At 61.7% G+C, this 22,554-nt stretch carries 19 protein-coding genes; 14 read left to right on the forward strand and 5 right to left on the reverse strand.

What is annotated here, in order from left to right; genetic code table 11:
• Positions 1-112 precede the first annotated feature (112 nt).
• Positions 113-1,390 (reverse strand): serine/threonine transporter, encoded by a 1,278-nt coding sequence (locus tag AACY30_RS15935; protein WP_339540670.1) that lies wholly within the window; start codon positions 1,388-1,390, stop codon positions 113-115.
• Between the two features lie 386 nt (positions 1,391-1,776).
• On the opposite strand from AACY30_RS15935, the gene AACY30_RS15940 reads away from it, so the two are divergent.
• From AACY30_RS15940 to AACY30_RS15955, 4 genes are all read left to right on the forward strand, one after another.
• Complete coding sequence (locus AACY30_RS15940) at positions 1,777-2,301, forward strand: cysteine hydrolase family protein (RefSeq protein ID WP_339540671.1); 525 nt, start codon at positions 1,777-1,779, stop codon at positions 2,299-2,301.
• Between the two features lie 53 nt (positions 2,302-2,354).
• The gene (locus AACY30_RS15945) at positions 2,355-3,308 is read left to right on the forward strand and encodes a 2-hydroxyacid dehydrogenase (RefSeq protein WP_339471574.1); all 954 of its coding nucleotides are present in this window, start codon (positions 2,355-2,357) and stop codon (positions 3,306-3,308) included.
• Between the two features lie 129 nt (positions 3,309-3,437).
• Positions 3,438-4,505 carry a phosphotransferase family protein gene (locus tag AACY30_RS15950; protein ID WP_339471573.1) on the forward strand — a complete coding sequence of 356 codons (1,068 nt, stop codon included), beginning with the start codon at positions 3,438-3,440 and terminating at the stop codon, positions 4,503-4,505.
• A gap of 22 nt (positions 4,506-4,527) precedes the next feature.
• Entirely contained in the window at positions 4,528-5,295 is a 768-nt protein-coding gene (locus AACY30_RS15955; RefSeq protein ID WP_339471572.1) for an SDR family oxidoreductase, read from the forward strand.
• Positions 5,296-5,345: 50 nt separating this feature from the next.
• Here the strand turns inward: AACY30_RS15955 and AACY30_RS15960 are convergent, their stop codons facing one another.
• Positions 5,346-5,975: a DNA-3-methyladenine glycosylase I gene (locus AACY30_RS15960; protein ID WP_339540672.1), complete on the reverse strand. Its 630-nt coding sequence runs from the start codon at positions 5,973-5,975 to the stop codon at positions 5,346-5,348.
• Between the two features lie 217 nt (positions 5,976-6,192).
• Here AACY30_RS15960 and AACY30_RS15965 point away from each other — a divergent pair, with 217 nt between their 5' ends.
• From AACY30_RS15965 to AACY30_RS15975, 3 genes are all read left to right on the forward strand, one after another.
• Positions 6,193-7,518 (forward strand): C4-dicarboxylate transporter DctA, encoded by a 1,326-nt coding sequence (locus AACY30_RS15965; RefSeq protein WP_339471642.1) that lies wholly within the window; start codon positions 6,193-6,195, stop codon positions 7,516-7,518.
• A gap of 177 nt (positions 7,519-7,695) precedes the next feature.
• Positions 7,696-8,397, forward strand: a complete 702-nt coding sequence (locus tag AACY30_RS15970) for a FadR/GntR family transcriptional regulator (protein WP_339415936.1) — start codon at positions 7,696-7,698, stop codon at positions 8,395-8,397.
• Between the two features lie 17 nt (positions 8,398-8,414).
• Positions 8,415-9,107 (forward strand): GntR family transcriptional regulator, encoded by a 693-nt coding sequence (locus AACY30_RS15975; protein WP_339540673.1) that lies wholly within the window; start codon positions 8,415-8,417, stop codon positions 9,105-9,107.
• Positions 9,108-9,208: 101 nt separating this feature from the next.
• Here AACY30_RS15975 and AACY30_RS15980 read toward each other — a convergent pair whose 3' ends face one another.
• Positions 9,209-14,077 carry an NAD-glutamate dehydrogenase gene (locus tag AACY30_RS15980; RefSeq protein WP_339540674.1) on the reverse strand — a complete coding sequence of 1,623 codons (4,869 nt, stop codon included), beginning with the start codon at positions 14,075-14,077 and terminating at the stop codon, positions 9,209-9,211.
• A 488-nt stretch (positions 14,078-14,565) separates the two neighbouring features.
• On the opposite strand from AACY30_RS15980, the gene AACY30_RS15985 reads away from it, so the two are divergent.
• From AACY30_RS15985 to AACY30_RS16015, 7 genes are all read left to right on the forward strand, one after another.
• On the forward strand, positions 14,566-14,919 hold the full coding sequence (locus tag AACY30_RS15985; RefSeq protein ID WP_339471568.1) for a hypothetical protein: 354 nt from the start codon (positions 14,566-14,568) through the stop codon (positions 14,917-14,919).
• A gap of 207 nt (positions 14,920-15,126) precedes the next feature.
• A complete protein-coding gene (locus AACY30_RS15990) occupies positions 15,127-16,086 on the forward strand; it encodes an AAA family ATPase (protein WP_003174327.1) in 960 nt (319 codons plus the stop codon).
• A 5-nt stretch (positions 16,087-16,091) separates the two neighbouring features.
• A complete protein-coding gene (locus tag AACY30_RS15995) occupies positions 16,092-17,024 on the forward strand; it encodes a DUF58 domain-containing protein (protein WP_339471567.1) in 933 nt (310 codons plus the stop codon).
• Positions 17,021-17,515 (forward strand): DUF4381 domain-containing protein, encoded by a 495-nt coding sequence (locus AACY30_RS16000; RefSeq protein WP_339540675.1) that lies wholly within the window; start codon positions 17,021-17,023, stop codon positions 17,513-17,515. The genes AACY30_RS15995 and AACY30_RS16000 overlap by 4 nt, the downstream gene beginning before the upstream one ends.
• A complete protein-coding gene (locus tag AACY30_RS16005; protein WP_339471565.1) occupies positions 17,508-18,596 on the forward strand; it encodes a vWA domain-containing protein in 1,089 nt (362 codons plus the stop codon). The genes AACY30_RS16000 and AACY30_RS16005 overlap by 8 nt, the downstream gene beginning before the upstream one ends.
• On the forward strand, positions 18,593-20,332 hold the full coding sequence (locus tag AACY30_RS16010) for a tetratricopeptide repeat protein (protein ID WP_339471564.1): 1,740 nt from the start codon (positions 18,593-18,595) through the stop codon (positions 20,330-20,332). The genes AACY30_RS16005 and AACY30_RS16010 overlap by 4 nt, the downstream gene beginning before the upstream one ends.
• Positions 20,329-21,969 carry a BatD family protein gene (locus tag AACY30_RS16015; RefSeq protein WP_339540676.1) on the forward strand — a complete coding sequence of 547 codons (1,641 nt, stop codon included), beginning with the start codon at positions 20,329-20,331 and terminating at the stop codon, positions 21,967-21,969. Before AACY30_RS16010 ends, AACY30_RS16015 begins: the two co-directional genes overlap by 4 nt.
• Before the next feature lie 16 nt (positions 21,970-21,985).
• Here AACY30_RS16015 and AACY30_RS16020 read toward each other — a convergent pair whose 3' ends face one another.
• Both AACY30_RS16020 and AACY30_RS16025 read right to left on the reverse strand, forming a co-directional pair.
• On the reverse strand, positions 21,986-22,261 hold the full coding sequence (locus AACY30_RS16020) for a type II toxin-antitoxin system RelE/ParE family toxin (RefSeq protein ID WP_339471561.1): 276 nt from the start codon (positions 22,259-22,261) through the stop codon (positions 21,986-21,988).
• The gene (locus AACY30_RS16025) at positions 22,261-22,533 is read right to left on the reverse strand and encodes a CopG family ribbon-helix-helix protein (RefSeq protein ID WP_339471559.1); all 273 of its coding nucleotides are present in this window, start codon (positions 22,531-22,533) and stop codon (positions 22,261-22,263) included. Before AACY30_RS16025 ends, AACY30_RS16020 begins: the two co-directional genes overlap by 1 nt.
• Positions 22,534-22,554 lie beyond the last annotated feature (21 nt).

Below are 22,554 nucleotides of genomic sequence, written 5' to 3' on the forward strand. Positions count from 1 at the left end.
TGCTCGCGAATGCGGTGTGTCAGTCAGTGATTTATTCACCGATCCACTGCATTCGCGAGCAAGCCCACTCTCACATTTTTAGTGCCGTGCAGTCAGCTTGACCGCATCAGACTCAAGCAATAAACGAATACACCAACGCTGTAATCGCCACCAAGCCGACGGCCGTGACAAACACATTCGACGCCTGCCCACGGTACTTGGCCATGGCCGGAACCTTACGAATGGCGTACATCGGCATCAGGAACAGGATCGACGCGATGATCGGCCCGCCCAGCGTCTCGATCATGCGGAGGATACTTGGGTTAAGCGTGGCAACCATCCAGCACACCACCAGCATGAAAGCGGCAGTCATGCGGTCCAGGCTCTTGGCACCCGGGCGGCGACCCGTTTTCAGCACCAGCCCCTTGAGGCCTTCGCTGGCTCCGATGTAGTGGCCCAGGAACGACTTGGCAATCGCCACGAACGCGATCAGGGGGGCTGCGAACGCGATGGTCGGGTTATCGAAGTGGTTGGCCAGGTAGGACAGGATCGACAGGTTCTGCGCTTTCGCTTCGGCCAACTGCGCCGGCGACAGGGTCAGCACGCAGCTGAACACGAAGAACAGCACCATCCCGACCATTAACAGGTGCGCGCGGGACAGGATCTGCGAACTGCGCTCATCGGCATGGACACCGTACTGGCGCTTCTGGTCAACCGCAAAGGCCGAGATGATCGGCGAATGGTTGAACGAGAACACCATCACCGGGATCGCCAGCCACAGCGTATTGAGCAGTGCCGACGGGGCTGGGACTACGCTGGCGGTGCTGAGGATGCCGCCATTCCAATGCGGAACCAGGTAAACCGCCAGGAACAGCAACGCGACGATGAACGGATACACCATCAGGCTCATGGCCTTGACGATCACTTGCTCGCCGCAACGCACCACGGCCAACAGACCGAGGATCAGCACCAACGACAGAATCGCCCGTGGTGGCGGCATAATGTGCAGTTGGTGTTCCATGAAGCTGCCAACGGTGTTGGTCAGCGCCACGCTGTAGATCAGCAGGATCGGGAAGATCGCAAAGAAGTAGAGCAAGGTGATCAGCGCACCGGCCCTGATGCCGAAGTGCTCTTCGACGACGTCGGTGATGTCGGAGCCTTCTCGGCCGGACAGCACGAAACGGGTGAGGCCACGGTGGGCGAAGAACGTCATCGGGAAGGCCAGTACCGCGAGGATCACCAGTGGCCAGAAGCCTCCCAGGCCCGCGTTGATCGGCAAGAACAGCGTGCCGGCACCAATGGCGGTGCCGAACAGGCCCAGCATCCAGGTGGTGTCCTGGCGGCTCCAGCGTGTGAGGGTTGCAGGTGTCGTCTCATAGCGTTGGTCGACGCTACTGGCCTGATCATTCATCCGATCGGATCTCCGCTTTTACACGGCCGGGACGAGTCAGAAAACCTGACAGGCAGCGCCCCGACCATAGAAGGGGCCGGATTGTCCGGGATTCTGTTGAATAAGCAAAGACTTAGCTGAGGAACGGTGGCGTGGTACATCGACGCGCCGCGCGCAACTCAAATACATTCGTTGACAACTAAGCGCCGCTCTCAGCATGATCCAGCCATGAACCGTATTCAGCTGAACCTCACCACCACCACCACCACCACGACCGCCTCAGGCGGGTCGTGCGGTTGCGGTGGGTGTTCACGCTAAACACCTCACAGATTCAACCCAAGGCCCCGCCAGCAATGGACGGGGCCTTTTTATTGCTCCGCCATCTGGCCATTGCAAGGAGCAACACCATGACTGACGCCCTGCTGATCATCGATATGCAAACTGGCTTATACGACGGTCCGGAAAAGCCCTTCGAGCGCGAACGTGTCCTCGTCACCATCAACCAACTGATTCAGCGTGCCCGCCCTGCAGGCGCACCGATCTTCGTCGCCCGCCACACTGGTCCGACAGGCTCGCCGATTGAAGCCGGCAGCGCGCCCTGGCAGCTATGGCATGGCCTGGATGTCGACGAGTCCGGCGATCTGGTGTTCAACAAAACCCGCCCCAGTTGCTTCCTGGGCACAGACTTGCAGCAGCAACTGAGGGCGGCGCAGGTCAGTCAATTGGTGATTGTGGGCATGAAAACCCAGTTCTGCATCGACACCACCTGCCGGGTAGCGGTGGAACTGGGCTTTTCGGTGGTGCTGCCGGAAGACGGCCATACCTGCATGGACACTGCGGCACTGAAGGCAGAGGCGATTATCGAGCATCACAACGCGACGTTGGCTGGGGCGTTTGTGAAGCGCACGAGAGCGGCTGAGATCCGCTTCTGACCACGCAAATACTGCATACTCATGCCCTCAAACCCTTCAGCAAGAGCCTTCCGATGACCGCCACCGTTCTGGTCCTGGTAGAAACCATCAACGACTACCTGCCCATCATCGAGAGCAATGACTTTCATGTGATCCTGGCGCCGACACCTGCCGAACGCGCCGAAGCCATCAAAGCCCACGGCAGCCAGATCAACGCCGTACTGACCCGTGGCCCGCTGGGTTTGTACGCCGAGGAAATCGCCGCCCTGGCGCTGCTGGAAATCATCTGCGTGATCGGCGCCGGCTATGAGCATGTCGACCTGCAGGCCGCCAGCAATCGCGGAATTGTCGTGACCAATGGCGCCGGAGTGAATGCGCCGTCGGTGGCCGATCACGCCATGGCGTTGCTGCTGTCGCTGGTGCGCGGTATCCCGCAGACCGACGCCGCCGTGCGCCGCAGTGAATGGCCGAAAGTGATGCGCCCGTCGCTGGGCGGCAAGCAGCTGGGCATTCTCGGACTCGGTGCGGTGGGCCTGGAGATCGCCAAGCGTGCCGCCCTGGGATTCGGCATGGAGGTGAGCTATCACAACCGCCAACCGCGCGACGACGTGGACTACACCTACTGCGCCACCGCCGTGGAACTGGCGCGCACCTCGGACTTCCTGATCCTGGCCACGCCCGGCGGCGCCAGCACCCGCCACCTGATCGATCGCCACGCCCTGGACGCCCTGGGGCCGAATGGCTATCTGGTCAACATCGCCCGTGGCAGCGTGGTGGTCACCGCCGACCTGCTCGCCGCCCTGGAGCAACGCCGCATCGGCGGCGCCGCGCTGGATGTGTTCGACGACGAGCCCAAGGTGCCCGACGCGCTCAAGAAGCTCAGCAACACCGTGCTCACCTCCCATGTCGCGGGCCTGTCGCCGGAAGCCGCCCATGACACGGTGCAGCGCGTAGCGGACAACTTGGTGGAATACTTCGCCGGGCGTCCAGTGCTCACGCCGGTCGCCCTGCCCCCGCCCAATAAATGACCGATCAGGCACGCTGATCATCATCCAACACGCTAACCTATTAAGCCGCCCCGACCTTGTCGCTGGGCGGTGGTGCGCATTAGATTAGGAAATAGTCCAAGGCCTTTAGAATAAGCAGAAGGGATAAGCATGGCGCTGAACGACCAATCGACCCAGATTCGCCCAGGCGAAGAACTTGATGCCAGCCTGATCGATCCCTACCTCAAGGCCCACATCCCCGGTTTGAGCGGCACGCCTACGATCAGCCAGTTCCCGGGTGGTGCGTCCAACCTGACCTACCTGTTGGAATACCCCGGTCAGGAATTCGTGCTGCGTCGCCCACCGTTTGGTCACAAGGCCAAGTCCGCTCATGACATGGGCCGCGAATACCGCATTCTCAACCAGCTCAAAGACGGCTTCCCTTATTGCCCCAAGGCCTACGTGCATTGCACCGACGAGTCGGTGATCGGTGCCGAGTTCTATGTGATGGAACGCGTCAACGGCATCATCCTGCGCTCCGACCTGCCGCCCGAACTGGGCCTGGATGCGGCCAAGACCGAGGCGTTGTGCAAAAGCTTTATCGACAAATTCGTCGAACTGCACCAAGTTGACTACAGCGCCTGCGGCCTGGCTGACCTGGGCAAGCCGGAAGGCTACGTAGAGCGCCAGATCCGTGGCTGGAGTGATCGCTACGAAAAAGCCCTGACCCCCGACGCGCCGCGCTGGGAAGCCGTGCGCGCGTGGCTGAATGACAAAATGCCCGCCGACCACCCAACGTCGAGCATCGTGCATAACGACTACCGCTTCGACAACGTGATCCTCGACCCAAACAACCCGATGCAGATCATCGGCGTGCTGGACTGGGAGCTGACCACCCTCGGCGACCCGCTGATGGACCTGGGCAACACCCTCGCCTACTGGATCGAAGCCGCCGACCCTGCGCCGGTGCAACTGATGCGCCGTCAGCCAAGCAACGCCCCCGGCATGCTCACCCGCCGCCAGTTCGTCGACTACTACGCTGAACGCGCGGGCCTGCAGATCGACAATTTCGACTTCTACTACACCTACGGCCTGTTCCGCCTGGCGGGCATCGTGCAGCAGATCTACTACCGCTTCTTCCATGGCCAGACCCAGGACAAACGCTTTGCGCAGTTCATTCAAATGAACAAGCTGCTGGAGCAAATGAGCCTGAATGTCATCGGCAAATCAGCGCTCTGATCGCACACACCAAGGAACCCTCATGTCCAAGACCAACCTGTTCGACCTCGATGGCAAGATTGCTTTTGTTTCCGGCGCCAGCCGTGGCATCGGTGAAGCCATCGCCAAGTTGCTGGCCCAACAAGGCGCTCACGTGATCGTTTCCAGCCGCAAGCTGGAAGGCTGCCAGCACGTGGCTGATGCAATCATCGCCGACGGCGGCAAGGCCACCGCCGTGGCCTGCCATATCGGCGAGATGGAGCAGATCACCCAAGTGTTCGCCGGCATTCGCGAGCAATTTGGTCGCCTGGATATCCTGGTGAATAACGCTGCGACCAACCCGCAATTCTGCAACGTGCTGGACACCGATCTCGGTGCGTTCCAGAAGACCGTTGACGTGAACATCCGTGGCTATTTCTTCATGTCGGTGGAAGCCGGCAAGCTGATGCGCGAAAACGGTGGCGGCAGCATCATCAATGTGGCGTCGATCAACGGGATTTCGCCGGGTCTCTTCCAGGGCATCTACTCGGTGACCAAGGCCGCCGTGATCAACATGACCAAGGTGTTTGCCAAGGAATGCGCCGAGTTCGGCATTCGTTGCAACGCCCTGTTGCCGGGCCTCACCGACACCAAGTTCGCCTCGGCCCTGGTGAAGAATGACGCAATCCTGAAAATGGCCCTGGCGCAGATCCCCCTCAAGCGTGTGGCGGATCCGAGCGAAATGGCCGGCGCGGTGTTGTTCCTGGCCAGCGATGCGTCCAGCTACACCACGGGTGTGTCGCTGAATGTGGACGGTGGTTTCCTGTCCTGATAGCCCAGACACCGCCGCACCCACAGTGTTGACAGTGTGAAACCTGGGATTCAGGGCCGTTTGAACTGCTGCCGCAGCGTTTCAATTCGCGGCCGGCAGCAGCAGCCGTCCAGATGATCATTCACCATCCCCATCGCCTGCATCAGCGCATACATCGTAGTCGGGCCGACAAACGTCCAACCCCGCTTCTTCAGGGCTTTCGACAAACGTTCGGAAGCCGGCGAGGTGGGGTTACCCGTCCAGTAAGCCATGTCCACCACGGCCGGGCGCTCATCGTCAGCGGGCTCAAACGCCCACAACCACCGTGCCAGCGAGCCGGTCTCCTCCACCAACTCACACGCCCTGCGCGCATTGTTGATGGTGGACACGATCTTCGCGCGATTACGCACGATGCCCGGGTCCTGCATCAGCCGCTCGATATCCGCCTCGCCGTACTGCGCCACCCGGCGAAAATCAAACCCCTCGAACGCCGCGCGAAACTGCTCGCGTTTGCGCAGGATGGTGATCCACGCCATGCCTGCCTGAAAACCTTCCAGGCAGATCTTCTCGTACAGCTGGGTATCGTCCGCCACCGGCACGCCCCACTCACAGTCGTGGTAATGCGGGTATTCCGGCGCTGCGGTGCGCCAGGTGCAATGGGTGCACCCGGTGTCGTCAGTGGTCAGTCCTGGCGGGTCCATCTATCACCTCGTATGCCGAGCGACGGATGATAAGCGAAAAAAATCCCACCCCGCCAACCGCTCAAGCATCGACTTCACCGACCAACTGGTCAGACCGGGACCCGTCAAACGCTAAATAATGACTTGTTATTTCAAAAATACCTGGCCTAGACTGGCCCCGCACTGGACTTACCGGTATGACCACAACAATTAAGCCCTGGAGTCACCAGGGCACCGAATAGAGATCCCTCCCATGCTCAGATGGTGCTCGCGTTCGATTTTCCTGCAAGTCGTGATTGGCCTGATGCTAGGCGTAATCTGCGGCTTGGCCCTTCCCGAATTCTCCTCGCAACTCAAACCCTTGGGCGACGGCTTCATCAAGCTGATCAAGATGCTGATCGGCCTGATCGTGTTCTGCGTGGTGGTCAGCGGCATCTCCGGCGCCGGCGACTTGAAAAAGGTCGGACGCATCGGCCTTAAGTCGGTGATCTACTTTGAGGTCCTGACCACGGTCGCCCTGGTGATCGGACTCATCATGGCTTTTAGCACCGGTATCGGCACTGGCGCCAATATCCATCTGGAGCAGTTGTCGTCTGCCGGTTTGAATGAGTTGGCCGACAAGGGCCAGCACATCAAGGGCACCAGCCAGTTTCTTATGGACCTGATCCCCAACTCGGTCATCGGCGCCTTTGCCGAGAACAACGTGCTGCAAGTGCTGTTGTTCTCGGTGCTATTCGGCAGCGCGTTGAACCTGGTGGGCGAAGCGGCGTCGGGCATTTCCCGGCTGATCAACGAACTGAGCCATGTGATCTTTCGCATCATGGGCATGATCGTGCGCCTGGCGCCGATCGGTGTGTTCGGCGCGATCGCCTTTACCACCAGCACCTACGGGCTTGATTCGCTGCAACACCTGGGCAGCCTGGTCGGCCTGTTCTACCTGACGTGCCTTGCCTTCGTCGGCCTGATCCTGGGCCTGGTGATGCGCCTGTCGGGCCTGCGCATGCTGCCGCTGCTCAAGTACCTGCGCGAAGAACTGCTGATCGTGATGGGCACCGCCTCCTCCGACGCCGTGCTGCCGCAAATCATGCGCAAGCTGGAGCACCTGGGGATCGGCAGCTCCACCGTGGGCCTGGTAATTCCAACTGGGTATTCGTTCAACCTCGATGGCTTTTCGATCTATCTGACCCTGGCCATCGTGTTTATCGCCAATGCCACCGGCACACCGCTGTCGATGACCGATCTGATGACCATCTTGTTGGTATCGTTGATTACATCCAAGGGCGCCCATGGGATTCCCGGTTCGGCGCTGGTGATCCTGGCGGCGACCCTTACCGCGATCCCGGCGATTCCGGTGGTGGGCCTGGTGCTGGTGCTGGCGGTGGACTGGTTCATGGGCATCGGTCGCGCCCTGACTAACCTCATCGGCAACTGCGTCGCCACCGTGGCCATTGCACGCTGGGAGAAAGACATCGATATCCAGCGCGCCAACAAGGTCCTCGATGGTCACCAAGGCTACGCTTTCCAGGCCAAGAAACCGGTGCTGCCCGCGCATCAGGAGTTCTGAGCAAGCGACACCGTTTAAATGTGGGAGCTGGTTTGCCTGCGATAGCGGTGGGTCAGCCTACAAAGCTATCAACCGATAGTCAGCCAGCGCAGCGATGCGGCGACCCGACAAGCCAGCGCCCACATTGGCTCAATGCCAGTTTAATTATTGTATTGGCAACTTAAAGGAGTGTACGACGTGATCAGCACCTCAACCGTCGTCAATTCAGTCGTAGAAAAACTCCGAGCCGCTCTGGCGCGGGGCCAGTGGCGCCGCGGCGAAATGCTCCCCGGCCAGCGCGAACTGGCCGAACAAATGGGCATCAGCCGCCCCAGCCTGCGTGAAGCCGTGATCGTCCTGGAAACCCTTGGCCTGGTGCGCTCCATGCCCGGCAAAGGTGTGGTGGTGCTGGAAACCAGCGTCAGCGACGCGCACTCCAGCGACACCGTGGCCGACGCCAGCCTCGAAGACATCCTGCAACTGCGCTACACCCTCGAGCCGTTCATTGTCGGTCTGGTGGCCCAATCCATCAGCAGCAAAGAGGTCGGCCAATTGCGCCTGACCTTGATGGACATGCGCGAAGCCCTCGACGCCGGCGACGCCGAAGCTGGCATGAACGCCTACATCGGCTTCCATGAAGAACTGTTCGCCCTGACCTCCAACCCGATCTTCCAGAACGTGGTGCAACAAACCAGTAACGCCCTCAAGCAAAGCGCCCAAGTGCTGCGCAACTCGCCCGAGCACCTGGCGGAGCGCCTGCGGGAAAACGAAGCCGTGGTGCGCGCCATCCGCAACAAGAACAGCGCCCTGGCCAGTGCGGAAATGCGTCGGCACATCCTTCAGGAAGGCCTGCGCATGGGCATCCGTTTGAACATCCCGGACGACCATCTGGGCAGCTGACTTTCTGGAGACAGGCCATGACCGCTCACGCGCTGCAACGCGACCCTATCCTCCCTGCCCTGCGCCTGGTCGCTGGTAAAAAGCCTTCGGTGGACGACATCTACCCGCGTCTGTTCGACGCCATCCTCGAACAACGCATCGCCCCGGCCAGCCGTTTTACCGAAGAAGGCCTGGGCGAAATCTTTGGCGTGAGCCGCAGTGTGATTCGCCGGGTCCTGGCAAAACTGTCCCATCAGCAAGTGATCATCCTGCGGCCCAACCAACGGGCCCAGGTCGCCGCGCCGGACCCGCAACAAACCCGGCAAATCCTTGAAGCACGGCGCCTGACTGAAATAACCGTGGTGCAACTGGCCTGTGCACACGCCACACCGCCCCAGGTGCGCCAGTTACGCGAGCTGATTGCCCGCGAGCGCGAGTGCATCGAGCGCGGCCAGCGTGGACCGGCGATTCGGCTGTCGGGGGAATTTCATCTGCAATTGGCAGCGATGGCGCGCAATGCACCGCTGGCGCAGTTCCTTAACAGTTTGGTGCCGCTGACGTCGTTGATCATTGCCCAACACGAAGCAAAAGCCTGCACGTATTGCGCGTGGCAGGAGCATGCGGCGATTGTGGATGCGGTGGAGCAGCGTGACTCAACCACCGCGGTGACCCTCATGATGCAGCACTTGGATCATCTGGAAAGCAAACTAGTAAAACACCACTGCACCTAAGTGAATGAAGATCAAAATGTGCCCTTCAGTGTTTGATAAATAGCGTTGCAACAAAAAGCCCCCGCATCTCACGATGTGGGGGCTTTTGTTTTACCGCTTGATCAAGCCGGTTGCAGCACCGACTGACCACTCAACGCCAGGTCCAGCAACTCGCGGTTGGCCACGGCATACATGGCGTAGTCCGTACCTACAGCAGCACGAATCTCAACCATCATCGCCACCCAACGCTCGGCCATGTCCTTGTGCTGCTCAAGCCACAGGGCCACGCGGGCTTCCATGTCTTGTGGCGCGTCGGCCATTTGCAGGACGGAGATGGTGATTGCACGCTGCTGCCAGTCCACGTCATCGCGGAAGGCTTCGCGGGCCTGGGCCTGCCAGTTGTTGGCTACCGGCAGATCGCTGATCTGCTGCAGGTACCATGGCAAGTCCAGGGCGCTGCCGACGGCGAAGTAGGCCTTGGCCACTTCGGCAGCGTCATGCCCGGTGACGTCAGCGGCTTCGATGATCGGCAGCAAGGTGTACAGGTGAGCCGTGCCTGCAACCATGCGTGCCAACAGCTCAGGAACACCGGCTTCGGTGTAGGCCTGGTAACGGTTCTGCCAACCTTCACGGGTCGGGCCTTCCAGCAGTTCGTCGAGCTTGAGGCCCAACGCCGCCAGGTGCGGACCGAAGTGCGCGGTGTCACGGCCAGCGTCCTGCTCGTTGCGACGGCTGCGCAGGAACCAGCGCGTGGCGCGACGACCCAGGCGCATCAGCTCGTCCATCAGCTCCAGTTGCACGTCAGCCGACACCTGGTGGTCCAGGGCTTCGATCTGGCGGAACCAGTGCGGGAGATGGAAGATGTCACGCACGATCACGTAAGCGCCGGCTACGTTCGCCGGGGTCATACCGGTCGACTCTTTGAGCCGTTGAACGAAGGTGATACCCATGTGGTTGACCAGATCGTTGGCGATCTGGGTGCTGACGATTTCGCGTTTGAGGCGGTGGCGGCGCATGGCCTCACCGAACTTGGCGACCAGGCTCGGTGGGAACGCGGTCTCCATGTCTCGGGTCAGGTAGTCGTCATCCGGTACGCGAGACTTGAGCAGCGCTTCCTTGAGGTCGATCTTGCTGTACGAGATCAGCACCGACAGTTCCGGACGGGTCAGGCCCTTGCCATTCGCGGCGCGCTCGACGAGCTGCTCCTCGGTCGGCAGGTACTCGATGGCGCGATCCAGCTTGCCACGGCCTTCCAGGTCGCTCATCAGGCGCTTGTACTCGGCGGCACGCTCGTAGGCACGGCGCGCAGCCAGGGACAGGGCCTGGGTCTGCTTGTAGTTGTTGCCCAACACCAGGTTGCCGACTTCGTCGGTCATGCTCGCCAGCAACTGGTTGCGTTGCTTGTCGGTCATGTCACCGGCCTGCACCACTTCGTTGAGCAGGATCTTGATGTTCACTTCGTGGTCGGAGCAATCCACACCACCGGCGTTGTCGATGAAGTCGGTGTTGGAACCGCCGCCATTGAGGCCGAATTCCACACGACCCAGCTGGGTCATGCCGAGGTTACCGCCCTCGCCCACCACTTTGCAGCGCAGTTCGTTGCCATTGACGCGCAGTGCGTCGTTGGCTTTGTCGCCCACATCGGCGTGGCTTTCAGTGCTGGCCTTGACGTAGGTACCGATACCGCCGTTCCACAACAGGTCTACCGGCGCCTTGAGCAAGGCGTTCAGCAATTCGGTCGGGGTCAGCTTGTTGGCCGAGATGTCGAAGCGCTCTTTCATCTGTGGCGAGATGGCAATGCTCTTCGCGCTGCGCGAGAAGATACCGCCGCCTTCGGACATGATGCGGGTGTCGTAGTCGGTCCAGGCCGAACGCGGCAGCTCAAACAAGCGCTGGCGCTCAACGAAGCTGGTGGCCGGGTTCGGGTTTGGATCGATGAAGATATGCAGGTGGTTGAAGGCCGCGACCAGCTGCAGCTTGTCGGACATCAACAGGCCGTTACCAAACACGTCACCGGCCATGTCGCCGACGCCCACAACAGTGATGCTGTCTTCCTGTACATTGATGCCGCGCTCACGGAAGTGACGCTGTACACCGACCCACGCGCCCTTGGCGGTGATGCCCATTTTCTTGTGGTCGTAACCCGCGGAGCCACCGGAGGCGAACGCGTCGCCCAGCCAGAAGCCGTAGTCGATGGCGATGCCGTTGGCGATGTCGGAGAAGGTCGCAGTGCCCTTGTCCGCAGCCACCACCAGGTACGGGTCATCGTTGTCATGGCGCACAACGTTGGCCGGCGGTACCAGGGCGCCGTCTTTCAGGTTGTCGGTGATGTCCAACAGGCCGGAAATGAAGATGCGGTAGCAGGCGATGCCTTCGGCCGCGATCTCGTCCCGGCTGCCGCCCAGTGGCAGGCGACGCGGCAGGAAACCGCCCTTCGCCCCCACTGGCACGATGACCGAGTTCTTCACTTGCTGGGCTTTTACCAGGCCAAGCACTTCAGTACGGAAGTCTTCTTCACGGTCGGACCAGCGCAAACCGCCACGCGCCACGTTGCCGAAGCGCAGGTGCACACCCTCAACCCGTGGCGAGTACACGAAGATTTCAAACTTCGGCACTGGCTTAGGCAGCTCAGGAATCGCGTGCGGGTTGAACTTGAAGCTGAAGTACGACTTGTTCTGACCGTTGGCGTCGGCCTGGTAGAAGTTGGTACGCAGGGTGGCCTTGATCAGGTCCAGGTAGCGACGCAGGATGCGGTCTTCGTTGAGCACCTGAACGTCGTCCAGGGCGCTGAGAATCGCTTGTTCCAGGCGTTGCTGCTTGTCTTCCAGGTCTTCGGCGGTGAGTTTGCGGGCCAGGTAGAAACGGGTCTTGAACAACCGGGTCAACTCGCGAGCGATGTCGGTGTGGTTGTTCAGGGTGCTGGCGATGTAACCCAGGTCAAAGCCCAGGCGGATCTGCTTCAGGTAACGGGCGTAGGCACGCAGCAAGGCCACGTCGCGCCAAGGCAGGCCAGCAGTCAGTACCAGGCGGTTGAACGCATCGTTCTCGGCGTCGCCATGCACGATATGCACGAACGCGTCTTGCAGGGTGTCGTTGAGCTGCTGGATATCCAGGTTCACGCCTTCGGCGGCGATGAACGCGAAGTCATGGATCCAGAACTCACGACCATTGGCGTGACGCAGGCGATAAGGGAACTCACCCAGCACGCGAAGGCCGAGGTTTTCCAGGATCGGCAGCACGTCGGACAGCGCCAGCGGGGTGTCGGCATGGTAGAGCTTGCAATGCAGCTCGCGTTGGCCGGAGACCTGGCCCAGCGGCTGGTAGAAGCTCATCACCAGCGGGTTGGCTTCGGTCAGGCTGTTGAGGTGCTGCATGTCGACCACGGCCGAATGCGCAGCAAAACGCTCGCGGTAACCGGCGGGGAAGCCTTTCGGGAAGTCGGCCAGCACGTTGGTGCCTTGGGCTTCGCCGAAGCTTTCCACGACCAGGCTGGAGTAGTCGTCCTGCCAGCTGCGGCAGGCCTGCACCACTTCTTTTTCCAGTTGCAGCGTGTCGATGTCCAGGCGGTTCTTCGGGTCAACCCGCAGAATCAACTGCACGCGCGCCAGCACGGACTCGGAGAAGAAGGTCCAGAATTCGCAGTCCGAGGCCTTCAGGCGATCCATCAGCACTTGCTGGATTTTCTGGCGCACTTCGGTGGAATAGACGTCGCGCGGCACGTAGGCCAGGCAGTAGCAGAAACGACCGTACGGGTCTTTGCGCAGGAACACACGGATCTTGTTGCGTTCCTGGATCTGCACGATCGACATCACGGTGCTGAACAGCTCGTCGACCGGAGTCTGGAACAGGTCATCACGCGGCAGCACCTCAACGACTTGAGCAAGCTCCTTGCCCAGGTGAGCCTTGGGCTGGAAGCCGGAACGGCGTTCGATTTCCGCGACCTTGCGGCGGATGTACGGGATCACCCGCACGCTTTCGCCATACACCGAGGAAGTGTACAGGCCCATGAAACGGTGTTCCTTGATGACCTTGCCGTCGGCGCTGATCTCACGGATCGACACGTAGTCCGGATACGCCGGGCGGTGCACGCGGCTCGGGTGCGCAGCCTTGGCGAACGACAGCACGGTCGGCTCACGCAGGTACGACACTGCATAGTCTTCGATGCGCAGGTCGTCGGCGGTAAGGCCGGCGCGCAGCAGTTTGGTCAGACCGAGGAAGGAATCGGCGTCATATTCGATATGACCGCCATCCGCCTCGTCACGTACCACAAACTCTTCATAGCCGAGGAAGGTGAAGTGGTTGCCCACCAGCCATTCCAGGAAGTTCTTGATCTCGGCTTTTTCTTCGCCGTCGATGCTGAACTGGCTGGCGTCGATACCGGCCAGCAGGTCCTGGACCTTAGCTTTCATCGGTTCGAAATCAGCCACGGCCACGCGCACTTCGCCGAGCACCTGCTCAAGCTCTTTGCTCAGCACGCTCAGTTCGGCGGCGTTGGCGCAGCGATCAATTTCCAGGTACATCAGCGATTCTTGCTGGATGCCTTCGCCCTGGGTGCCTTTCGGCAGGATTTCCAGCAGCTCGCCCTTGGCACCACGACGTACGCTGAGCACGGTGGTTTGCAGGGTGTGGATGCTGTAGCCACGGCGGTTCAGTTCGGTGCGGACCGAGTCCACCAGGAACGGCAGGTCATGGTGCAGCACTTCGACCGCGGTGTGGGTCGACTGCCAGCCATGACGTTCATAATCGGGGTTGTAGACCCGCACCTGCGGCTGGGTGTGGTCAAAGCGCTCAAGCAGGCGCCACGCAGAGAGGGTGCAGCCGGCCAGGTCGGAAAGGCGACGCTGGGTCAGTTCGTCCAGGGAAATGATGCCGAAGAATTGTTCAGCAAACAGCGCCACTTGTGGCAGTGCCTGTTCACTGATGTGCTGGGCCAGTGCCGCTTGCAGTTGATGCTGGAAGTCGGCCTTGCTGGCTGCGGTGAAGAACGCCATCTGTGGTACTCCGCTTGGGCTTGTTATTGATGGAAGCGTCGCGTGTTATCCCCTTGGGGGACCGTCAGCTCTGTTCGCTGGTAATTCTGGAAACACCATAAACGAATCAGAGTGACAGGTGGGTGAAGCTGGACAAGACAATCAGGTCACATACAACTTCCATAAGATGCGCACCTTGCCGGGTGACGGTACGACGGGCAGGTCAGGCGCCTGGCGGGTGCACATCCGTTGCGCAGCTTAACGAGTGTAGGAAGACAGCTGCTTGCGACGCTGCGACATATTCGGTCATCGGTAAGCAGGCTTTGGGTTGCGACTTGGGCAACCCGGATTTCCAGGTAGAAAAACCGGCGCTTTTCAATCCCCCGAGTACCAGAAGTGACTGATTCAGCCGGCCAGGTCATGCACGAGGTCTGACACTGGATGCAGCACAAAATTCGTCGCAATGGCACAATTGCCCCCATCACGCCCTACCCCAGACAGGATTCCCCATGCTGCAACTGAAAACCGACGCCCTGATGGTCACCCCGTGCGACGACGAAGAAGACAACATGGCCATGCTCTGCTGCCACGGCAAAAACGGCGAGATGTTCATGCTCACCCGTTATCCCGATGAAGAGGAGGTGGAACTAACCTGGGACTACGCGCCGTCGACCCTGGATGGGTTGAAGGTCACCCTGAGTGAGACGACCGTGCTGGTAGAACTCGCCGCCGGCGATGCCGACGCGTTGGGTGGCAAGGATCAGTTGCAGATCACCCATGCCACGGCCGTGTCGGACATGGCCGAAGTTGAAGAAACCCTGCAGAACATCCTCAAGGGCACCGGTACCTTCTCCCGGACTTAAGTCACTGTTTAGTGAGCGGGCTTGCCCCGCTCACTAAACACCCGGTCCAGCCCTCATTCCTCGCGGACACACAAAAATCCTACAAGTTTTGCCAAAAATACCCGTTACGTCGTTAGTCGCCTGCCCCCTCGATGGATTAAAGTAAGCCCCCCAAGCCCGGCGTTTTTTACTCGACGCCTGCGCTCATCTCTCCAGGAACCGTCATCGATGGAACATCGTGAAGCGCTGCTTGCGCTGCGAACTTTTCTTTCTACGCAGATTCTCGGCCAGGAAAAACTCATCGATCGCTTGCTGATCGCCTTGCTCGCTGACGGCCATATGCTGGTAGAAGGCGCGCCGGGCCTGGCCAAGACCAAGGCCATCAAAGAGCTGGCCGAAGGCATAGAAGCGCAGTTCCATCGAATCCAGTTCACCCCCGACCTGTTGCCCGCCGACATCACTGGCACCGAGATCTATCGCCCGGAAACCGGCAGTTTCGTGTTCCAACAGGGGCCGATCTTCCACAACCTGGTGCTGGCCGATGAAATCAACCGCGCGCCGGCCAAGGTGCAATCGGCGTTGCTGGAAGCCATGGCCGAGCGCCAGGTCAGCGTCGGACGCAGCACCTACGACCTGTCGCCGCTGTTCCTGGTCATGGCCACGCAAAACCCCATCGAGCAGGAAGGCACCTACCCGCTGCCCGAAGCCCAGCTCGACCGGTTCCTGATGCACGTCAAGATCGGCTTCCCCGACGCCGCCGTCGAGCGGCGCATCCTGCAACAGGCGCGTGGCGAAGCCCTGAACGGCGAAACCAAGCCTGAGCGCCGCGTCAGTCAACAGGCGATCTTCGCCGCACGCAAGGAAATCCTCGGCTTGTACATGGCTGATGCGGTAGAGGAATACCTGGTGCAGCTGGTGATGGCCACGCGCACCCCGGCCAAGTTCGACCCGGAGATGGCCGAGTGGATCGCCTATGGCGCCAGCCCACGCGGCTCCATCGCCCTCGACCGCTGCGCCCGCGCCCATGCCTGGCTGGCCGGTCGCGACTTCGTCAGCCCGGAAGATATCCAGGCGGTGCTGTTCGACGTGCTGCGCCATCGCATCATTCTGTCGTTCGAGGCCGAAGCCGCCGGCATTGACCAGGACCGCGTGGTGCAACGCATTCTTGACGTCGTTGCCGTCGCTTGAAACCCATGAACGCCAGCGATGGAATCCGCGTCACGCTCAGCGAATTGATCGAGATGCGCCACCGTGTGCGCGAAGTGCAGCTGTTTTCCACGCCAAGCCAGCGCAGCCCGCTGATCGGCCTGCATCACTCCAAGCTGCGCGGGCGCGGTGTCGACTTCGACCAGGTGCGCGTGTACCAGGCCGGCGACGATGTGCGCACCATCGACTGGCGCGTGACCGCGCGCACCCAGGAACCGCACACCAAGCTGTTCCACGAAGAGCGCGAGCGACCGATTTTTATCATTGTGGAGCAAAGCTGCCGGCTGTTTTTCGGCTCAGGGCAGATGTTCAAATCGGTGCTGGCGGCCCAGGCGGCCAGCCTGATCGGCTGGGCGGCGCTGGGGCATAACGACCGCGTGGGCGGGTTGGTATTCGGCGATAGCGAACACTACGAAATCAAGCCGCGCCGCAGCAAACAAAGTCTGCTGCAACTGCTTAACCGGTTGGTGCGCGTCAACCAGAGCCTGAACACCGAAAGCCGCCCCGAGGCTGACGCGCTGGGCATGGCCCTGCGCCGTGGCCGCGAAGTGTTGCGCCCAGGCAGCCTGGTAATTGTGATCTGCGATGAACGCGCGCTCACCGACGGTGCCGAGCAGCAATTGAGCCTGTTGTCACGGCACTGCGACCTGCTGCTGTTGCCCATCTCCGACCCGCTGGACCACGCCCTGCCCGCTGCCGGGCTGCTGCGTTTCGCAGAACGCGGTGCCCAGCTGGAACTGGATACGCTGAACGTCGATTTGCGCCAGGCCTACAAGGCCCAAGCCGAAGCGCGCATCGCCCGCTGGGAACTGCTCGCCCAGAAGCTGCGCATCTTGTTGATGCCCTTGAGCACCCAGAGCGAAATGGTCGAGCAACTGCGCGAGTACCTCAACCCGCAACGTCCGGTTAAAAAACAATGAGCAGCCTTGACCAACTGCAACCGCTGATCGCCCCGCCAGCCGTCGGCTTTTGGCCACCTGCGCCGGGCTGGTGGTTGTTGCTGCTGGTGATTCCACTGCTCGGCTGGGGGCTTTGGTCACTGCGACGCTTCCTGCCAACCCGTCGCCCCATCGCCCGCGCCGAGCAACCGCTGGACCCATTGCGCATCGCCGCCCTCGCGGAACTGGCGCTGATGCCCAAACCCTACGACGGGGCCCCGGCCGGCGCGTGGTTGCAGCAACTCAACGGCCTGCTCAAACGCCTGTGCCGCAACGACTATCCCTACAGCCAGAGCCATACCCTCAACGGCCGAAAATGGCTGGCCTTCCTCGACAACCGCTGCCCCGCCGCTGGCCTCACACGCTGGATGGTGTTGGTGGAAGGCGCCTACAAACCCGAATGCAAACTCGACGACAAGGCCATCGCCGGCCTGACCCAAGCGGTCGACACCTGGATTCGCAAACATGTTTGAGTTCGCCTGGCCGTGGATCTTCGCCCTGTTGCCCTTGCCCTGGCTGATGCGGCTTGTGTTGCCGGCAGCCGACAGCGGCGAGCCGGCGTTGAAAGTCAGCTACCTCAGCGACCTCGAGGGCCTCGCTCGCCGCCGCGCCCGCGTCAACCTGCCCGGCTGGCGCCAGCAAGGGCCCTTTGTGGTGCTGTGGCTGCTGCTGTTAACCGCCGCCGCCCGCCCGGAATGGCTTGGCGAGCCGCTGCCGATTGCCGCCAGTGGCCGCGACCTTCTGGTGGCGGTGGACGTGTCCGGCTCCATGGACTTCCCCGATATGAACTGGCAAGACGAGGACGTCAGCCGCTTGAGCCTGGTCAAACACTTGCTCGGCGATTTTCTTGAAGGCCGTGAAGGTGACCGCGTCGGCCTGATCCTGTTCGGCAGCCAGGCCTACCTGCAAGCACCGCTGACCTTTGACCGCCACACCGTGCGCACCTGGCTGGATGAAGCGCGCATCGGCATTGCCGGCAAGAACACCGCGATTGGCGATGCCATTGGCCTGGCCTTGAAACGCCTGCGTCAGCGCCCGGCGCAGAGCCGTGTACTGATCCTGGTCACCGACGGCGCCAACAACGCCGGGCAGATCGACCCACTGACCGCCGCGCGCCTCGCCGCTGAAGAAGGCGTGAAGATCTATCCGATCGGCATAGGCGCCGACCCGGAACAAACCGGCTCACTGGGCATCCTCGGCGTCAACCCGAGCCTGGACCTCGACGAACCGGCACTCAAGGCCATCGCCGAGGCCACGGGCGGTCAGTACTTCCGCGCCCGTGATGGCGAAGAGCTGCAAGCGATCAAGGCAACGCTCGACACGCTCGAACCCGTTGAGCAGCAACCCACCCAGGCACGCCCGGCCCTGGCCCTGTACAGCGCGCCGCTGGCCTTGGCATTGGTGCTGAGCATGTTGCTGGTGATCCAGGAACGCTGGCCGAACAACGCCTTGCATCGGTGGTTCACCAAATTGTCGAGCAAGGGGATTTTCCTGCAACAGCACCCGGAATGGCGCCAGCGCCTCACACGCCTGCGCTTGCGGAGGCGTCGATGATCGACCTGTGGCCGCACTGGTTCCGCCCTTGGTCGCTGTTGCTCCTGCCATTGCTCGGCTGGTTGCTGTGGCACCTGTGGCATCGGCAAAAGCGCGCCGGGCGTTGGCAGATGATCCTACCGCCGGCCTTCCACGCCGTGTTGCTCAGTGGTGGTAACGGGCGCGAAAGCAAATCGCCATGGGTGGTGCTCGGCATTGCCTGGCTCTTGGCCGTGCTGGCGCTGCTTGGGCCCAGTTGGCAAAGGGTTGAGCAGTCCAGCCAGAAACCCTCCGATCCTTTGGTGGTGCTGCTGGAACTGACCCCGGAAATGCTCGCCACCGACAGCCCGCCCAACCGCCTGGAACAGGCGCGGCGCAAGCTGTATGACCTGTTGCAGGCACGCACCGATGCGCAGACCGCCATCGTCGTTTACGCCGGCAGCGCCCACACCCTGGTGCCGCTGTCAGACGACCTGGGCACCAGCCGCAACCTGCTCGAAGCCCTGCGCCCGTCAATCATGCCGGAGCCCGGCCACCGCGCCGACCTGGCAGTCGAGAAAGCCCTGGGCCTGCTCAAACAAGGCGGCCTCGGCCAGGGTCGTCTGTTGCTGATCGGCTCGTCGCTGTCCAAACAGGAACGCCAGGGCATTCGGCTGCTGCTGCAAAGTAGCCAGGCGCCGACCCTGTCGATCCTCGGTATCGGCAGCCGGGAAGGCACCCCGGTGACCCAGGAAAGTGGCGAGTTCCTCAAGGACGAACACGGCGCGATCCTGGTGCCACGTCTGGACAGCCCGACGCTCAAGGCGTTCGCCAGCGAAATGGGCGGCCGCTACCGCGCCGCCCGCCTGGACGACAAGGACCTGCGCCAACTCGGTGTACTGGACCCGCCACACACCTTGCGCAACGACGCTCAACGGCTGCACCTCGACACCTGGGCCGACCAGGGTTACTGGCTGCTCCTGCCGCTGTTGCTACTCGCTGCCTGCGCCGGTCGGCGTGGCTGGTTGTTCTGCCTGCCCCTGCTGCTGTTGAGCGCGCCACAACCCAGCTATGCCTTCGGCTTGCAGGACCTGTGGCTGCGTCCCGACCAGCAAGGCCAATACCTGCTGAAGCAGAAACGCCCCGCCGAAGCCGCCGAACACTTCGAAGACCCACAGTGGCAGGGCGTAGCGCTCTACGAAGCCGGCAACTATGCCGAGGCCATCAAGCGTTTCGCCGAGAGCAATGACGCCTACGCCCACTACAATCGGGGTAACGCCCTGGCCAAGTCCGGTGAGCTGGAGGCCGCCATCGACGCCTACGAACAGGCCCTTGAAGCACAACCCGACTTGCAACCGGCCCTGAAAAACAAAGCGCTGGTGGAAACCCTGATGCAGGAAAAAGAGCAGCCCGAACCCGATAAGCCAGCCAATAACGAGGATGACGAAACCACCCAACCCGGCCAAACTGCGCAACCGGGCGCGAGTGGGCAGAGCACCACGGGTGGCGAGCAGTCACCCCAAGGCCAGGGGAAAGCCGGCACCGGCGACACACAGGCCGGTAATACGCCGCACACCGCAGGCAATGAAGTGCCGGGCAGCGAACTGGGCGACGAACAAACCACTACCCCGCCGCTGCTTCCTGCCGACGCCAGCCTCGACGGTGAACGTCGCCAGGCCCTGGAGCAATGGCTGCGGGAGATCCCGGACAATCCCGGCGAACTGCTGCGCCGCAAATTCTGGTACGAACAGCAACAACATCAGGACAAGACTCGATGAGCCGTCGCACCACCCTACTGTTCCTGCTCGCACTCTCGGCAGGCCACGCCCAGGCGGCGAGCCTGACTGCCAGCGTCGACCGCAGCCGCCTCAATTCCGGGGAAACGGTGGAGCTCACGGTAGAGTCCAGCGATGTAACGCAGTTCGGCAAACCCGACCTGTCGCCGCTGGATGCGCAGTTCGAAGTCAGCGGTACGCGGCAGATCAACCAACTCACCACGCTGGGCGGCGATAACCACGCCACCACGCGATGGATCATCACGCTGCTGCCCAAGGAAAACGGCACGGTGCTCATCCCGCCCCTGCAAGTAGGCGCGTACAAGACCCAGCCGATCAGCCTGCAAGTGATAGAAACCGCTAGCCAGAACACAGCCGCCGAACTGGCCCCGGTGTTTGTCGAGGCCAATCTTGACCAGACCAGTGTCTACGTCCAGGCCCAGGCACTGTTGACCGTGCGGGTGTACCACTCGGTGTCGCTGTATGACGACAGCAGCCTCACGCCGTTGCAGATTGCCGACGCACGCGTCGAGCAATTGGGCGAGTCACGCACCTACGAGAAGGTGATCAACAGCATTCGCCACGGCGTGATCGAAACCCGCTACGCGATTTACCCGCAGCACAGCGGCACGTTGGCAATTGCGGCGCAGACGTTCAGCGCCACGCTGGTTGAGTCGCGCCCGCCGCAAGAGAACACACTGCAAGGCACCAAACCCGGCAAGCTGATCCACGTCAGCTCGGCGCAGCTGCCGCTGGTGGTCAAGCCCAAGCCGGCGCTGTATCCCGCCGATACGCCCTGGCTACCGGCGCGCAGCCTGACCCTGAGCGAAAACTGGAACCCGGAGCCCGAGCATGTCCAGGTCGGCGACTCCCTGACCCGCAGCCTCACGGTCAAGGCCGAAGGCCTGTCCAGCGCGCAACTGCCGGCCCTGCCTAGCACCGAGATCAACGGCCTGCGCCGCTACCCGGACCAACCGGTGCTCGGCAACCAGACCAACGACCGCGGCCTGATCGGCAGCCGCGAAGACCGCGAAGCCCTGGTGCCCAACCGCGCAGGTGCACTGGAACTGCCTGCCGTTGAAGTGGTGTGGTGGAACACCCACGAAGATCACCTTGAGCGCACCAGCCTGCCGGCCCGCACCCTGCAAGTGGCGATCAACCCTAGCCTGGTGGTCGACACTCCCGCCACGCCCACCGTCATCACCGCCCCCGATGACAACCACCTGTGGCTGTGGCAACTCAGTACCCTGCTCCTTGCCTGCACCACCTTGCTGGGCTTTGGCTTGTGGTGGCGCGCACGCCGACAGCCCGCCGTACTGCGCGCCGCACAAACCGGCCCGAGCCCGCGCACCCTGCTCGACGACCTCAAGCGCGCCACCCAGGCCAACGACCCCCAGGCCACCCGCCAGGCCCTCGACGCCTGGGCACGGCAACAGCCGGAAACCCTGGCAGACATGGCCGCGCGGTTTGTGCCGCTGTCGGACGCGTTGGACGGCTTGAACGGCGCGCTGTACAGCGAGGGCGGCCATTATTGGCAGGGTGAAGACCTGTGGCGTTCGGTGAAGGCCATCACGGTGGCTGAGCGTGAGTTGGATCCCGCCGCCGACACCACCAGCCTGCCGCCGCTATATCCCAAGTAACCGCTATTTCACTCGGTTAGCGATCCTCACGGGTATGCCACAGGCGCAACAGATAAACAGTGGAACCCACTATCTCGTAACGCATTTCGTAATGGCCGATCAGAATCCGGCGCACATCCCTGGGCTCGAATTCTTCCAGGCGCTCGCCTATACGCGGATTGGGCAGCAGCGTAATGAGGGCAGCCGTGAGTTGCTGCACGGTTCGTGCGGCGGCAGGTTGACTCACTAACGCCAGAAATTCATACAGTCGGGCAAGGTCGGAAAGCGCCTTGGCTGTCCACTTCAATTCCATCAGCGCGGCACCGGCAATGGCGTTTCGCTGCTGAGGCTATCAGCCCAGGCCTGGACTGCCTGGTGATCAATCACGCGGCCGGCGTCAACATCAGCCAAGGCCTCAAGGGTCAGGCGACTACGCTCCTCTTCCTGGTCTATCCATGCCGACAGAGCCTGCTTGACGATCCAGTTTCTGGAGCGATCAAGGCGCTCTGCCATTAAATCGACCTTTTGGGCCAGATGCTCAGGAACATGAGCGGTGACGGATCTGGTTTTTGAGGGGATTGCCATGATGGGGTGGCTCCTGATCGG

This window comes from Pseudomonas sp. RA_5y_Pfl1_P24, assembly GCF_963970945.1.
Lineage (GTDB): Bacteria > Pseudomonadota > Gammaproteobacteria > Pseudomonadales > Pseudomonadaceae > Aquipseudomonas > Aquipseudomonas tritici.